Origin of the sequence: Nonomuraea wenchangensis (assembly GCF_900111685.1) — a bacterium.
Classification (GTDB): domain Bacteria; phylum Actinomycetota; class Actinomycetes; order Streptosporangiales; family Streptosporangiaceae; genus Nonomuraea; species Nonomuraea wenchangensis.
Window position 1 is genome coordinate 62,677 of sequence record NZ_FOHX01000009.1, and the last position, 14,501, is coordinate 77,177.

Annotated in this window: 10 protein-coding genes; 6 read left to right on the forward strand and 4 right to left on the reverse strand. The window is 71.0% G+C overall.

Going from position 1 to position 14,501, the window contains the following annotated elements; translation table 11 throughout:
• Positions 1-44: 44 nt before the first annotated feature.
• A complete protein-coding gene (locus BMW85_RS26595; RefSeq protein WP_091086531.1) occupies positions 45-2,837 on the reverse strand; it encodes an AfsR/SARP family transcriptional regulator in 2,793 nt (930 codons plus the stop codon).
• A 217-nt stretch (positions 2,838-3,054) separates the two neighbouring features.
• On the opposite strand from BMW85_RS26595, the gene BMW85_RS26600 reads away from it, so the two are divergent.
• A complete protein-coding gene (locus BMW85_RS26600) occupies positions 3,055-3,294 on the forward strand; it encodes a hypothetical protein (protein WP_091086534.1) in 240 nt (79 codons plus the stop codon).
• 164 nt (positions 3,295-3,458) lie between these two features.
• Positions 3,459-4,097 carry a TetR/AcrR family transcriptional regulator gene (locus BMW85_RS26605; RefSeq protein WP_245775081.1) on the forward strand — a complete coding sequence of 213 codons (639 nt, stop codon included), beginning with the start codon at positions 3,459-3,461 and terminating at the stop codon, positions 4,095-4,097.
• 234 nt (positions 4,098-4,331) lie between these two features.
• On the opposite strand, the gene BMW85_RS26610 is transcribed toward BMW85_RS26605, so the two are convergent.
• Together BMW85_RS26610 and BMW85_RS26615 are read right to left on the reverse strand one after the other, a co-directional pair.
• The gene (locus tag BMW85_RS26610; RefSeq protein ID WP_177240899.1) at positions 4,332-5,549 is read right to left on the reverse strand and encodes a hypothetical protein; all 1,218 of its coding nucleotides are present in this window, start codon (positions 5,547-5,549) and stop codon (positions 4,332-4,334) included.
• A gap of 113 nt (positions 5,550-5,662) precedes the next feature.
• On the reverse strand, positions 5,663-7,297 hold the full coding sequence (locus tag BMW85_RS26615) for a dolichyl-phosphate-mannose--protein mannosyltransferase (RefSeq protein WP_091086540.1): 1,635 nt from the start codon (positions 7,295-7,297) through the stop codon (positions 5,663-5,665).
• 77 nt (positions 7,298-7,374) lie between these two features.
• Here BMW85_RS26615 and rsmI point away from each other — a divergent pair, with 77 nt between their 5' ends.
• Positions 7,375-8,214 (forward strand): 16S rRNA (cytidine(1402)-2'-O)-methyltransferase, encoded by an 840-nt coding sequence (gene rsmI, locus BMW85_RS26620; RefSeq protein ID WP_245775082.1) that lies wholly within the window; start codon positions 7,375-7,377, stop codon positions 8,212-8,214.
• A gap of 50 nt (positions 8,215-8,264) precedes the next feature.
• Positions 8,265-9,809 (forward strand): dolichyl-phosphate-mannose--protein mannosyltransferase, encoded by a 1,545-nt coding sequence (locus tag BMW85_RS26625; RefSeq protein ID WP_091087085.1) that lies wholly within the window; start codon positions 8,265-8,267, stop codon positions 9,807-9,809.
• Here the strand turns inward: BMW85_RS26625 and BMW85_RS26630 are convergent.
• Positions 9,745-11,220, reverse strand: coding sequence for a hypothetical protein (locus BMW85_RS26630; RefSeq protein WP_245775083.1), 1,476 nt, complete (start codon positions 11,218-11,220; stop codon positions 9,745-9,747). The two genes, BMW85_RS26625 and BMW85_RS26630, sit on opposite strands and share 65 nt — an antisense overlap.
• Before the next feature lie 172 nt (positions 11,221-11,392).
• Between BMW85_RS26630 and BMW85_RS26635 the strand changes: the two genes are divergently transcribed.
• On the forward strand, positions 11,393-12,613 hold the full coding sequence (locus BMW85_RS26635; protein WP_177240900.1) for a glycosyltransferase family 2 protein: 1,221 nt from the start codon (positions 11,393-11,395) through the stop codon (positions 12,611-12,613).
• Positions 12,614-12,717: 104 nt separating this feature from the next.
• Entirely contained in the window at positions 12,718-14,499 is a 1,782-nt protein-coding gene (gene metG / locus BMW85_RS26640) for a methionine--tRNA ligase (RefSeq protein WP_091086546.1), read from the forward strand.
• Positions 14,500-14,501 lie beyond the last annotated feature (2 nt).

Genomic DNA, 14,501 nt, shown 5'->3' on the forward strand with positions numbered 1-14,501 from the left:
GTGCTCGCGTCCGGGCGCATGGCCGAGGCGCTGACGCGGGTCGGCTAGAGCTTCAATTTCTCCCGCACCCGCTCGGCCTCGGCCCGGCGGTGCTGGGAGTCGTAGAGTGCCAGCGCGTCCTGCCAGGCGGCTCTCGCCTCGGCGTCGTTGCCGAGGGCGTGGTGGGCGTCGCCCAGGCCCACCATGGTGTCGGCGCTCTGCCAGGCGTTGCCGGTGCCCTTGCGCAGGTCGAGACAGTGCCCGTAATGATCCAGCGCTCGCTCGTACTCGCCCTGGTGGAAGGCGAGCTTGCCGAGGCTGTCGAGCGTGGCGGCCTCACCGCCGCGGTCGTGGTGGCGGCGGAACAGCGTGAGGGCCTGCTCGCAGGCGTCGCGCGCCGCGTCGTACTCGCCGAGCTGCAGGCGGATCCAGCCGACGGCGCTGAGGGCGTTGGCCTCCCAGATGGGGTCGCCCGCCTCGCGCTGGAGGCGCAGCGCCGCCTGCGCGTGGCCGAGCCCGCGCCGCGGCTGCCCGCGGACGCTCCACATCCAGCCGATCGTGTGGTGGACCTGGGCCAGCCAGGACCGGTCCGCCGCCTTCTCGAACAGCTCCATCGCCCGGTCGAGGTGTACGGTCGCCTCGTCCATCTGGCCGGCCCCCGCGTGCGCGGACCCGGCGTGCCAGTGGACGACGGCGGTGGTGTGCGGGTCGTCCAGCCGGTCCGCGGCCGCGATCGCGATCTTCCAGCAGCCGAGCCGCTCCCGGGTGTAGGAGCGGCGCAGCAGGAACGTGTTCAGACTCCAGGCGAGCTGCCAGGCCGCCACATCCATGCCCAGCTCGGGGGCCAGGTGCTGGGCGGCCAGCAGGCACGGCAGCTCGGTCTCGAACCAGGCCAGCGCGGCGCCGGCGTCCTCGAAGCCGGGGACGTCCCCGTGCCCGGAAGGGGCGGGGATGCCGGGGCGGTGCGGGTAGAGCGCCCGGTCCGCGGAGAAGGCCAGGGCTGTGTACGTTTCGAGCAGGCGGACGAGAGCCTGGTGACGGGTCTCCCCGGGCAGGTCGGCCTCGGCCCGTTCGGCGGCGTAGAGCCGGACCAGGTCGTGCATCCAGTAGCGGCCGGGAGACAGCTGCCGGACCAGGCTGGCGGTCTCGAGCATGGAGATCAGGGCGCGGGTCTCGGCGGGCGGCAACCCGACGAGCGCGGTCGCGGCGGGCAGGCCGATCTCGGGCCCAGGAGCCGTCCCGAGCAGGAGGAACAGCCGCGCGGCCCGCGCGTCCAGCGCCGCGTACGACGAGGCGAACACGGCGCGCAGGCCCGCGCCGAGATCCCCGGTCTGCAGCGCGTCGAGCCTGGTGGCCGGATCGCGTAACTCCTGCGCGAGAACGGCCAGGGGAAAGCCCGGATGCGCGCTGACGCGGGCGGCCAGCACGCCCAGCGCCAAGGGCAGGCCGCCGCTGTGCTCCAGCAGCACGCCGACGGAGGCGGGGTCCGCGGCCATGGTCTCCGGGCCGAAGTGGTGGGAGAGCATGTGGTGGGCCTCCTCGTCGGAGAAGGCGCCGACCTCCAGCAGCCGGGCTGAATGCGTGGCATGCAGGCTCACGAGGCGGTTGCGGCTGGTCACCAGCACGGTGCAGCCCGGACGCCCGGGGATGAGCGGCGTCACCTGGGCGCTGTCCCTCGCGTTGTCGAGGATGACGAGCAGCCGGCGGTCCGCCAGGACGGACCGGTACAGCGCGGCCTGCGCCTCCTGCTCCACGGGGATGACCGTCGGCGGCACGCCCAGCGCTCCCAGGAAGTGCCGAAGCACGGTGCCCGGCGGCACCGGCTCCTCGGCGTCGTCGAAGCCGCGGAGGTTCGCGTACAACTGTCCGTCGGGATAGCGGTCGCGGTGGGTGTGCGCCCAATGAAGCGCCAGCCAGGTCTTGCCGATGCCGCCGGGTCCGCTGATCACGGCGACGCCGACGTTGTCGGCGCCGAGCTGCCGGTCGAGTTCCCGCAGCTCGGCCCTCCTGTTCGTGAACGAGGCGGGCGCGGCGGGAAGCTGGCTCGGCACGGGCAGGAACGTCTCGGGCACCGGTCGGCCAGGCCGCGGGGAGAACGCGTCGGACTCGAGGATCCGCTGCTGCAGCTGCTGGAGCTCGCTGGTGGGTTCCAGGCCCAGCTCGTCCACCAGCCGGCTCCGGAACTGCCGGTAGACCTCCAGCGCCTCGCTGCGCCTTCCGTGCTCGTACAGTGCCCGCATGAGCTGCCCGTGGAGGCGCTCCCTGAGCGGGGCCGCGCCGGTCAGCGCGCGCGCCTCCGTGACGACGTCGGTGTTCCTGCCCAGTGACAGCAGCACGGACAGCCGCTCCTCCAGCGCGTCGAGCCGCAGCCCCTCCAGCCACTCGGCCTGCGCCTCGGCGAACGTGCCCGTGACCCCGGCGAGCGGGGCGCCCTGCCACCAGCTCAGCGCCTCGTCGTAGCGTCCGAGCGCCTCCTCGAACCGGCCCTCGGCCACGGCTTCACGGGCCAGCGCCACCCGGGAGTTGAAACAGACGAGGTCGAGCCTGCCGGGGGCCGGCCGCAGGACGTAGCCGGGCCGCTGCGTGTCGATGACGTGGGCGCCCACCGCCGCGCAGGCACGACGCGCCTCGGAGACCAGCATCCTGACCCTGGAGGCCGACCCGCTGGGCAACGGGTCACCCCAGATCGCCTCCGCCAGCCGCTGCGTCGAGACCACCCGATCGGCGTCCAGCAGCAGGGCCGCGAGAAGGGCTCCCTGCTTGCCGGAGAAGGTGACCCGCTCGGCGCCCGCCTCCAGCTGAACAGGACCGAGGAGGCGGAACAGCATCGCCGGCGCGGCGCCGTCCTCACTCCCCATCAACGGCTCCCGCTCCCCCCGGCCCCCCGACACCGCACGAGTGTAGTGCCGGCGGCGCGACAAGATCGACGCCGCCGGCCCCTGCCCTGTGCGGAAAACAGGCGGAAATCAGGCACCCGATTCCTACGATCGACCACAGTTCCACGGACAGAGCCACCGGAAGGCACGTCGCGCGTCACTGATTCCGGACCGGCTCCTACCTCGAAAGGATTGGCGCATGAATACCGCCCTGAAGCGCATATCTCTGGGAATGTCGACCGCCATCGCCGCTACTTCCCTGGCCCTGATTCTCGCGCCGGCGCCCGCCTCCGCGACGCCGGCGCTCGTCAAGCTCTACCCGTTCACCACCTCGGGCGGTCAGAGGTGCAACGCCGACGCCAATGCCGCGGGTCCCGGGTACTACTGCGACACGAGGAAGGTCGGCGGGGTCAAGCACTACGCCCTCATCAGGGCCTAGCGATTCACTTCCCCATCCTTCGGCCATGAGTGCCGTCGGATGAATCCGGCCGGGAGCGCATCGCGCTCCCGGCCGGTGGCTTGTCCGGAGGCCTGCGACCGGTCACGGAGTGAGTTCTCACTCCCTATTGACGGAGTGAGCCCTCACTCCGTACTGTCGAAGACATGACAAACGAGACAGGCCGGCGACGAGCGCCGGCGATGACCCCCGAGCAGCGCCGCGAGATGATCGTCCGCGCCGCGCTCCCCCTCGTCGTGGAGTACGGCACCTCCGTCACCACCGCGCAGGTCGCCCGCGCGGCCGGCATCGGCGAGGGCACCGTCTTCCGCGCCTTCGGCGACAAGGACGCCCTGCTCGACGCCTGCATGGCCGAGGCGCTGCGCCCCGACGACACCCTCGCCCACATCGAGTCCGTCTCGCTGGAGCTGCCGCTCGCCGAGCGCCTGATCGAGGCGGCCGAGGCCATGCGTGGCTATCTGTCCAGGATGGGCGCCGTCGCCGGGGCCCTGGCGGCCTCCGGTGGACTGCGGCGCGGCGACCCGACCGCCCCCGCCGCGAGGGAGGGCGAGAGCCGGGAGGAGCACCTGCGCCGGGGCGCCGACGCCCGGCAGGCCTCGATGGCCGCGCACCAGGAGGTGCTGGCGGGCCTGTTCGAGCCGGAGCGCGACGCGCTCAAGCTGCCCCCGGACCGGCTCGCCCTCGCGTTCCAGATGCTGGTCCTGTCGGCCGGCCGCCATCCCGGCGCGCTCACCACCGCCGAGCTGGTGGACCTGTTCCTGCACGGCGCGCTCACGAGCGGCTAGCCGGCCCGGGCTCCTGGCGAAAAATGTGGGCGCGGGTGGGGAATGGATGGGGGGTGGGTGTGGTTACATAGATCGTGGCCGGTGTGTCCAGTGTCCCCGGGCCTCACCTATCGCCTTCACGGAATACCGTTCGGCTGGAGCCGTGTTGTGCCTTTCGCCGAGAGGCGACCTGCACACCGGTACACAATCGCGTCGAGCGCCCGCCCTCCCAGAGGGTGGGCGCTCGTCGCGTTTCTAAGGGGTCAGGCCGGGGCGGCCCGAGCTGACGTACTTGCGCGGGCGCAGGGCGTGGGCCCGCAGCGCGGCCAGGGCGGCGAGCTGGCCGGGCCGGTCCATGCGCACCACCAGCTCGTCGCTGTAGGCCAGGCCGAGCGCGGTGAGCTGGGCGACCAGGTCGCTCACCGGGCCGGCGACGTTCTCGACGCCCGTGGCCGGATGCCACCCCTCGCCGCCGACGACCTCGGCCACCCGCTCGTGCAGCTTGGCGGGGGACATCAGGGTGCCGTCGGCCAGCAGCATGAGCGCCGCCTCCCTGGCCGACACCTCGAACTCGTGATCGCCCTTGGCCAGCAGCAGCCGGGTCACCGCCGTCCACATGACCTCGGGCGAGGCCAGCAACCGCCGGCCGTGGTCGGTGATGACCAGGCGCGCGCCGTCGCGCCGGATCGCGCCCAGCTCGCGCTCGGCCAGCTCCCGCAGGCGCAGCGCCGCCGGCGACGGGGCGAGCCGCAGGGGCAGCGTCCCCTCCCTCGCGGCCAGCGAGAGCAGCTTGTGCAGCGCGGGCAGCGGCTGCGGTGACACGGGCGCGTGCAGGCGCACCTCGAACGGCTGGGCCAGCTCCCGCCGGGCCGGGCCGCGTCCGAGCACCCAGCGGTTGAGCCGCTCGCCGTGCACCCGGTTGAGCCAGCTGTCGCCGCCCAGGTCGGCCCGCGCCTCGGTGAGCCAGCGGCGGGTGAGCGCGACCCGGTCGACCTGCTCGCCGGCCAGGATGGCCAGCTCTAGAGCGGCCGAGCAGGCGAGGTGGGCGCCCAGCTCCTCCGGCCCCATGATCATGCTCCACTGCAGCTCCGGCACGTCGGGCGGGAGCACGCCCGTGGACTCGAGCGCCTTCTGGTAGGCGCTGGTGCCGGCGTCCTCGCCCTCCCGCGCGTACGTACGCAGGATCTGGGCCGTCGTAGGCGACACGCACAGCGCCGCGTATCGTTCCAAGCCGCCCAGCTGGAGCAGCCGGCCGAGCGAGCGGGCCAGCCGCTCGTGGTCGCCGTCCGCGCGCAGCGGCCCCACCTTGAGCGGCAACGTGTACCAGAGGAACTCGCAAACGTCGAGCTGAGTCACGCTCTCCAGCGGCTCACCGCCGGTCAGCCATTCGACGGCGGTCCTGGCCTCCTCGGCGATCTCCGGCTCAGAGCGCTCCAACTCGGCGAGCAGGGCGGTGACATCCGGTGCACTCATGCCTCGAAGTTTGCCGTATCGACCCCTGGCCTGACGATGGCCGAATCCGGTGCGTATTGGGTCTTGCACAGTGACTACCCTAAAAAAGCGCTATTGACCGGACTGTAAGCGGATCAGATCCATCGGTTCTCGAACAACATACGGGCCTTCCACTCGGTGTACGGCAGCAGCTCAGCGGACAGAATCGGGTGCAACCACCAGAAGTTGATCAACGCTAGCAGGGCGAAGGCCCCCACGACGGCGGCCCCCACGGTACGGCGCACCGGCGTCGCGCCGGTGGCGGTCGGCCGGGCGGGGCCGATGAGCAGCCCGGCGCAGAGCGTGATGGCCAGCACCATGAACGGCACCATCGGGATCGCGTAGAACAGGAACATCGTCCGGTTGTCGGCGATGGCGAAGTAGAACCACGGCAGCCAGCCCATCGCGTAGGCCAGCAGCACCGCCCCGGCCCGCCAGTCCCGGCTGGAGACGTAGAAGGCGATGAGCGCCACCAGCGCGGCCAGCGCGCCGAACCAGATCACCGGCGTGCCGACGCCGAGCACCGCCTCCGAGCAGTCCTTGACGCCGCAGGTGTTCTGCCGTCCCTCGTACCAGAAGGCGACCGGGCGCAGCAGCAGCGGCCACGACCACGGCTCCGACATGTAGGGGTGCGTGCTCTCCAGCCCGCTGTGGAAGGTGAACACCTGCCACTGGTACTTGATCCACGAGCGCATCGAGTCGAACAGGAAGAACAGCGGATTGCCCGCCGAGGTGGCCTGCGCCCAGTTGCGCCCGTAGCCGTTGGCCGAGGCGAACCAGCCGGTCCAGGTCAGCATGTAGGTCACGAACGGCACCACCGCGAAGGACAGGATCCCCTGCGGCACGTCCTTGTTGAACGCCCCCACGTACGGCTGCCGCAGCCCCAGCGCCCGCCGCGCCCCGAAGTCCCACAGCAGCGACAGCACCGCGAACGCGGCCAGGAAGAAGATCCCCGACCACTTGACCGACATCGCGAAGGCCAGGCACACCCCGGCCGCGAGCCGCCACGGCCGGGCGCCGAGCCGCGGCCCGTACGGGGACAGCGGCGAGCTCTCGTACCAGGCGACCAGCCGCTCCCGCGCCTGGTCGCGGTCGACCACCAGGCAGGCGAACGCGGCGAGCACCCAGAACATGAGGAAGATGTCGAGCAGCGCCGTGCGCGACAGCACGTAGTGCAGGCCGTCCAGCGCCAGCAGCAGCCCGGCGAAGCAGCCGAGCAGCGTCGAGCGGGTCATTCGCCGCGCCACCCGGGCGAGCACCAGGATCGACAGCGTGCCGACCAGCGCCGCGGCGAACCGCCAGCCGAACGGCGTGAGCCCGAACAGCCACTCGCCGGCGCCGATCATCCACTTGCCGAGCGGCGGGTGCACGACGTAGGAGGCGCACTTGTCGAGCGCGTCGGGGGCGCAGCTCTCCCAGATGTCGGTCCGCCCGGCCAGGATCGCCTTGTCGGCGTCCTTGACCGCGACCCGCTCGACCCCCCAGGTGATGAGCGAGAAGGCGTCCTTCATGTAATAGGTCTCGTCGAACACCACGCCCTTGGGATGCGCGAGGTCCCAGAAACGCAGGATGCCGCCGAAGAGGGTGACCAGCAGCGGGCCGATCCACCCCCACATGACGCTGCCGCGCATGGGAGGGATCATCCGATCGCGCACGGACCGCGTCGCGGGAAGGCTCTCGCCGGCCTCCCGCTCGTCGAAGGCCTGATACGGGGAATCGGTCACCGCCATTCGGACATCGTACGGGGCCCAAGCCGGTAGGTACGTAGAAACACGGTCTAATACGGATGCCCTGCCACAATGGTCGAGTGACTGAAGAAGGCAGGCTGGTGCTGGCCGGAGCTCCCATCGGCAGGGCGGGCGACGTCTCGCCCCGGCTGCGTGACCTGCTCGGCGAGGCCGACGTCGTGGCGGCCGAGGACACCCGGCGGCTGCGCCGGCTGGCGGCCGAGCTGGAGGTGGAGATCACCGGCCGGGTGGTCTCCTACTACGACCAGAACGAGGCCGGCCGGGCCCAGGAGCTGCTGGAGAGCCTGAAGGAGGGCCGCACGGTCGTCGTCATCACCGACGCCGGCATGCCCGGCGTCTCCGATCCCGGCTACCGCCTGACCAGCCTCGCCGTCGAGGCCGGCATCACGGTCACCGCGCTGCCGGGGCCGAGCGCCGTCACGACCGCCCTGGCCGTGTCCGGGCTGCCGAGCGACCGGTTCTGCTTCGAGGGTTTCCCGCCGCGCAAGTCCGGCGAGCGTTCCCGCCGTCTCGGCGCGCTGGCCCGCGAGGAGCGCACGATGGTCTTCTTCGAGGCGCCGCACCGGCTGGCGGAGTCGCTGAAGGCGATGGCGGAGGCGTTCGGCGCCGAGCGGCCGGCCGCCGTGTGCCGCGAGCTGACCAAGACCTACGAGGAGGTCCGCCGCGGCGGGCTCGGCGAGCTGGCCGAGTGGGCGGCGGGCGGTGTGAAGGGCGAGATCACCGTCGTGGTGGCCGGGCACGTGCCGGGCGCGGTCGAGCCGGACCCGGACGAGCTGGTCGCGGAGGTCGAGCGCAGGGTCGCCGAGGGCGCGCAGCGCAAGCTCGCCGTCGCCGAGGTCGCGAAGGAGGCGGGCGTCCAGAAGCGCGAGCTGTATGACCTGGTTCACAAGCGCCTATAGTGCGCTTCGTGAGCAATTGGGGTGTCTCGCGGCAACGGCTGGTCCCGCCGATGCAGGGCTCCCCCCTCGTGGGATGGCTCGGCCCGCTCCTCGTCGCCGTCTTCGGCGGAGTGCTCCGCTTCGTCCGGCTCGGCGTGCCGCACGCGGTCGTCTTCGACGAGACGTACTACATGAAGGACGCGTACTCGCTGCTCAGGTTCGGGGTCGAGCGGGCCACGCTGGGCGACGCCAAGAACCCCGTCGCCGACCGCAGGATCATCGCGGGGAACCTCGACATCTTCCGCCAGTGCGGCGAGCCGGCCGACTGCGCCTCGTTCGTCGCCCACCCGCCGCTCGGCAAGTGGATGATCGCCGCCGGCGAGTGGCTGTTCGGGATGAACCCCTTCGGCTGGCGGTTCGCCGCGGCGCTGGCCGGCACGCTGTCGATCCTGGTGCTCGCCAGGCTCGCGCGCCGGATGACCCGCTCCACCCTGCTCGGCTGCCTCGCCGGGCTGCTGCTCGCGCTCGACGGCCTCCACTTGGTCTTCTCCCGTACGGCGCTGCTGGACGTCTTCCTCACCTTCTGGGTGCTCGCCGGGTTCGCCTGCCTGGTCGTGGACCGTGACCGTACGCGGGGGCTGCTGGCCGGCCACGCCGAGCGCGGGCCGCTCGGCGAGGTCGGCCCCCGGCTCGGCGCGCGGCCGTGGCGGCTCGCGGCCGGGGCCTGCCTGGGGGCGGCCTGCGCGGTCAAATGGTCGGGGATCTTCTTCCTCATCGCGTTCGCGGTGCTGTCGCTGGTGTGGGACGCCGGGGCCAGGCGGGCGACGGGGGCGCGGCGGGCCTACCGGGGGACGCTGACGTACGACCTGCCCGGAGGACTGGCCGCGATGGGGCTGCTGCCCGCCGTGGTGTTCCTGGCGAGCTGGACCGGGTGGTTCGCGTCCCCGCTCGGCTGGGGGCGCGACTGGGAGGGGGCCACCTCCGCCGGGCCGGTCCACTTCGTCGTGGCCTCGTTACGGTCCTGGCTCGGCTACCAGAGCCAGGTGCTCGGCTTCCACAGCGGGCTGGACGACTATCACCCGTACATGTCGGAGCCGTGGTCGTGGCCGCTGCTGTTACGGCCGGTCTCGTTCCACTATCCGGCCGGCCTGCCGCCGTCGGCCTGCGGCGCGAGCGCCTGCTCGCAGGCCGTGCTCGGCGTCGGCACCCCGGCGCTCTGGTACGGCGCCATCCTCGCCGTCCTCGCCATGGTCGTCAGGTATGCCGCCGTCCGCGACTGGCGGGCCGGCGCCGTGCTGCTCGCCGTGGCGGCCGGCTGGCTGCCGTGGTTCTACTACGCCATCGCCGACGACCGCACGATGTACCTGTTCTACATGCTGCCCGTGGTGCCGTTCATGGTGCTGGCGGCCACGCTGGCCGCCGGGCTCGTGCTCGGCAGGGAGGACGCGCCGCCCGCGCGGCGGGCCGTCGGAGCCGCCGTCGCCGGGGCGTTCGCGCTCGTCGTGCTCATCAACTTCTGGTGGCTCCAACCGGTGCTGACCGCCGAGACGATCACACACGCAGAGTGGTGGGCTCGGATGCTGATGCGTTCCTGGGTGACCTCCGCCCCCAAGTGACGCCCTTGCGCAGCGTGATCGCCGCCGCGACGCAGGCCAGCGGGACGGCCGGCAGGACGTAGCGGTAGTCGAACTCCGCCGTCGCCGCCGGGGCCAGCAGCAGGCCCACCGCGCCCAGCCACGGCAGCACCACCGGGCCGCCGAACGTGCGCCAGCGCACCACCACGCCGTACAGGCCGACCAGCAGGACGCCGCCGAGCACGATGCCGGGCAGGTAGAACACCTTCTGGTAGCCGGCCATGATGTCGGCCCACGGGTGCGTGATCCTGGTCTCCGGCGGGCCCTGCTCGTAGCTGAAGGCGTCGGTGTCGGTGCGTCCGCCCGCGTACGACGACCACTTCGGCAGCCGCTTCGGCTGGCCGTTCTCGTCGAGCTCGACGTACGGCTTGAACTGGTACATGTTGTAGGTCGACTCGTCGGGGAAACGCGGGCGCGACCAGTGGAAGGAGCGGAAGAAGTCGCGCGCCACGACCTTGAGGTAGTCGCCCGGCTGCGACAGGATCGCCCGGGTGGCGAAGGCGCTGGCCGCGTCGTTGGTGATCTCGCTCCACTTCTTGTTGACGCCCCAGCGGTGCAGGACCTCGCCCGTGCCCTGGCCGTCGCCGTTGCCCTGGCCCCAGAGGTACCACTGCGCGTAGTCCTTGCGCTGGTCGACCGGGTCGTTGATGCACAGCAGCAGGAGCTGGACCTCTTTGTACTTGTCGAAGGTCATCTTCTCGCAGTCGGCGAAGATCGCCGTGCGCATGTAGAGGATGAGGCCGTCGCTGTTGGTCATCGCGAACTTGCCGTACGCGGAGGCGAACCACCCCATGTAAGCCAGCACCGGGATCGCGCACGCGGTGACCAGCGCCGTGATCGGCCGCCAGCCCGTCCGCTTGACCAGCAGGTAGAGCACGACCAGCGCCAGGATCGGCAGCCCGATCGAGCGCGTCAGCCAGGTCAGCGCGAGCAGGAACCCGATCACCGCCCCGGCCTGCCACGTCAGCCGCCGCTTCCACAGCACCAGCGTGATGACGCCCACCACGAGCAGCGTGAACTGCGTGTCGGACATGACGAGCTGTTCGAGCTGGATCTGGTAGGCGTCGAACAGCACGGGCGCGGCGGCCAGCGTCGCCCCCCACTTCGGCAGCCGGAACTTGATGCGCAGCAGGGCGTAGATCAGGCAGGCCGTGGCCAGCCCCATCAGATGCTGCGCGAACGTGACCAACGCGAAGCTGTGGAACGGTTTGAGCAGCATCAGCCAGAAGCTGTAGCCGTCGGGCCTGATCGGGTGCGGGCGCGGGTGCAGCGCCACCGAGACGTACTCGTAGGAGTCGTTGAACCACATCGCCGGCCCGTAGCCGAGCATGGTGATGAGCCGCAGCACGGCGCCGACGCCGAAAGCCGCGGCGAACACCCGATGCCGACGCACGAAGGACAGCAGGCGCGCTGCCCGGCCTGGAGCGGAGTGGTTCACAGGAGTAATCTCCGCGACGCTCACCATGCTGTAAAGAATGCCAGTCGTTTCTCGGACTTGACCCGAGCATGCTCGGGCAGAGTGCATGATGGTCCACTGGATGAGTCTTATCTTGAAGGGTAGACACGTGGAACTGACGGTGGTCATGCCCTGCCTCAACGAGGCGGAGACCGTGGAAGTCTGTGTGCGCAAAGCCCTGGCGTGCATGGAGGAGCACGGCATCGAGGGCGAGGTGCTGATCGCCGACAACGGCAGCACGGACGGCTCGCAACAGCTTGCCCGCGATGCCGGCGCGCGGGTGGTGCACGTCGACGCCAAGGGTTATGGCAACGCCCTCATGGGCGGCATCAGGGCAGCCCGCGGCAAATTCGTCATCATGGGCGACGCTGACGACTCCTACGACTTCACGGCCTTGTTGCCGTTCGTGGAGCAGCTCCGTGACGGCGCCGATCTGGTCATGGGCAACCGGTTCAAGGGCGGCATCGCCCCCGGAGCCATGCCACCGCTCCACCGCTACCTCGGCAACCCGGTGCTGTCGTTCATCGGGCGGCTGTTCTTCCCGTCCGCCATCGGCGACTTCCACTGCGGCCTGCGCGGTTTCCGCCGCGACTCGATCCTGAAGCTGCACCTGCAGACAGGCGGCATGGAGTTCGCCTCCGAGATGGTGGTGCGGGCCACGCTGTCCGGGCTCGACGTGCGCGAGGTGCCGACGACGCTCTCGCCCGACGGCCGCTCCCGCCCGCCGCACCTGCGCTCCTGGCGCGACGGCTGGCGTCACCTGCGCTTCCTGCTGCTCTACAGCCCCAAGTGGCTGTTCTTCTACCCCGGCGTCGCGATGATGATCATCGGTCTGGTGGCGGGCACTCTGCTGACGTTCGGTCCTGTCGAGATCGGCGAGCTGGCCTTCGACGTCGACACCCTGGTCGGATCGTCGGCGCTGGTGGTCATCGGCTTCCAGGCGGCGCTGTTCGCGCTGTTCACGAAGGTCTACGCGGCCGAGGAGGGCTTCCTGCCCGAGTCGCGGCGCATCCGCAGGATCATCGACATCGTGACCCTGGAGAAGGGCCTCGTGGTCGGCGGTCTGCTGGCGCTCGCCGGTGTGGTCGGCCTGGTCATGTCGCTGGTCCACTGGCAGGTGCGCAGCTTCGGCGAGCTCGACCCGCGCGAGTCGCTGCGCCTGGTCGTGCCGTCCGCCACCGCGTTGATCATGAGCTTCCAGACGATCTTCGCCGCGCTGTTCGTCAGCATCCTCGGCATCCGCCGCACCCGTGAGACGCCGGTCGACCACGTCGCCGCCGTGGCAGAGGAGGCCGCCCAAGCGGTCACCCGCGAGGAAAGCCCGGCCTAGTTTTCTTTTGCCGTACGACGCGCCGGGGCGGGCCGCCCCGGCGCGTCGCGCTGTGACGGGGGAACGGGTCCGAGCCGGACGGGGATCGCCGTAGGCTTAGGAACATGTCCCAGCACATCTTGACCGCCGTCGCGTGGCCGTACGCGAACGGCCCCCGCCACATCGGGCACGTCTCCGGGTTCGGCGTGCCGTCCGACGTCTTCAGCCGCTACCAGCGGATGGCGGGCAACAAGGTGCTGATGGTGTCAGGCACCGACGAGCACGGCACGCCCATCCAGGTGCAGGCCGACAAGGAAGGCGTCACCGCCAGGGAGCTGGCCGACCGCTACAACCGCGTCATCGCCGAGGACCTGACCGGCCTCGGCCTGTCCTACGACCTGTTCACCAGGACCACCACCAACAACCACTACGCGATCACGCAGGAGATCTTCAAGGGCCTGCACGCCAACGGCTACATCTTCCCGAAGACCACGATGGGCGCCATCTCGCCCTCGACCGGCCGCACCCTGCCCGACCGCTACATCGAGGGCACCTGCCCCATCTGCGGCTACGACGGGGCACGCGGCGACCAGTGCGACAACTGCGGCAACCAGCTCGACCCGATCCAGCTCGTCAACCCCAAGAGCCGCATCAACGGCGAGACGCCGGTCTTCGTCGAGACCGAGCACTTCATGCTCGACCTGCCCGCCTTCGCCGAGGTGCTCGGCGGCTACCTGCAGTCCAAGCAGGGCGAGTGGCGGCCCAACGTGCTGAAGTTCGCCCTCAACCTGCTCGGCGACCTGCAGCCGCGGGCCATCAGCCGCGACCTCGACTGGGGCGTGCCCATCCCGCTGGACGGCTGGCGCGACCAGCCCAACAAGCGCCTCTACGTGTGGTTCGACGCGGTGATCGGCTACCTGTCGGCCTCCGTCGAGTGGGCCCGCCGCTCCGGCGACCCCGACGCCTGGCGCCAGTGGTGGCAGAACCCCGACGCCCGCGGCTACTACTTCATGGGCAAGGACAACATCGTCTTCCACGCCGAGATCTGGCCGGCGATGCTGTTCGGCTACAACGGCCAGGGCGCCCGAGACGGCCGGCCCGGCTCGCTGGGCGCGCTCGACGTGCCGTCCGAGGTGGTCTCCAGCGAGTTCCTGACGATGGAGGGCCGCAAGTTCTCCTCCTCCCGGCAGGTCGTCATCTACGTGCGCGACTTCCTGGCGCGCTACGACGCCGACGCGCTGCGCTACTACATCGCCGTGGCCGGCCCGGAAAACCAGGACACCGACTTCACCTGGCAGGAGTTCGTCAACCGCAACAACGGCGAGCTGGTCGCGGCCTGGGGCAACCTGGTCAACCGGTCCATCTCGATGGCGGCCAAAAACTTCGGGGCCGTCCCCGAGCCGGGCGACCTGACCGACGCCGACCGGGCGCTGCTGGAGCGCTCGCGGGGCGCGTTCGGGCCGGTGGGCCAGGAGCTCAACAGGTCCCGCTTCAAGAACGCCATCACCGAGGCGTTCGACGTCGTCCGCGAGGCCAACCGCTACCTCGCCGAGCAGGAGCCGTGGAAGCTCAAGGACGACCCGGAGCGGCAGAAGTCGATCCTGCACGTCGCGCTCCAGGTCGTCGACGACGCCAAGACCATGCTCACGCCGTTCCTGCCGTCCTCCTCCAACAAGGTCCACGCCATGCTGGGCGGCGAGGGCGTCTGGGCCGGCATGCCGGAGATCCGCGAGGTCGACGAGGACGGCGGCCGCCCCTACCCGGTCATCACCGGCGACTACGACGGCGCGGCCCGCTGGGAGCACCGCCCGATCAAGCCGGGCACGCCGCTCACCGCGCCGGTGCCGCTGTTCAAGAAGCTCGACCCCAAGGTCGTGGACGAGGAGCTGGCCCGGCTGGAGGGCTGACC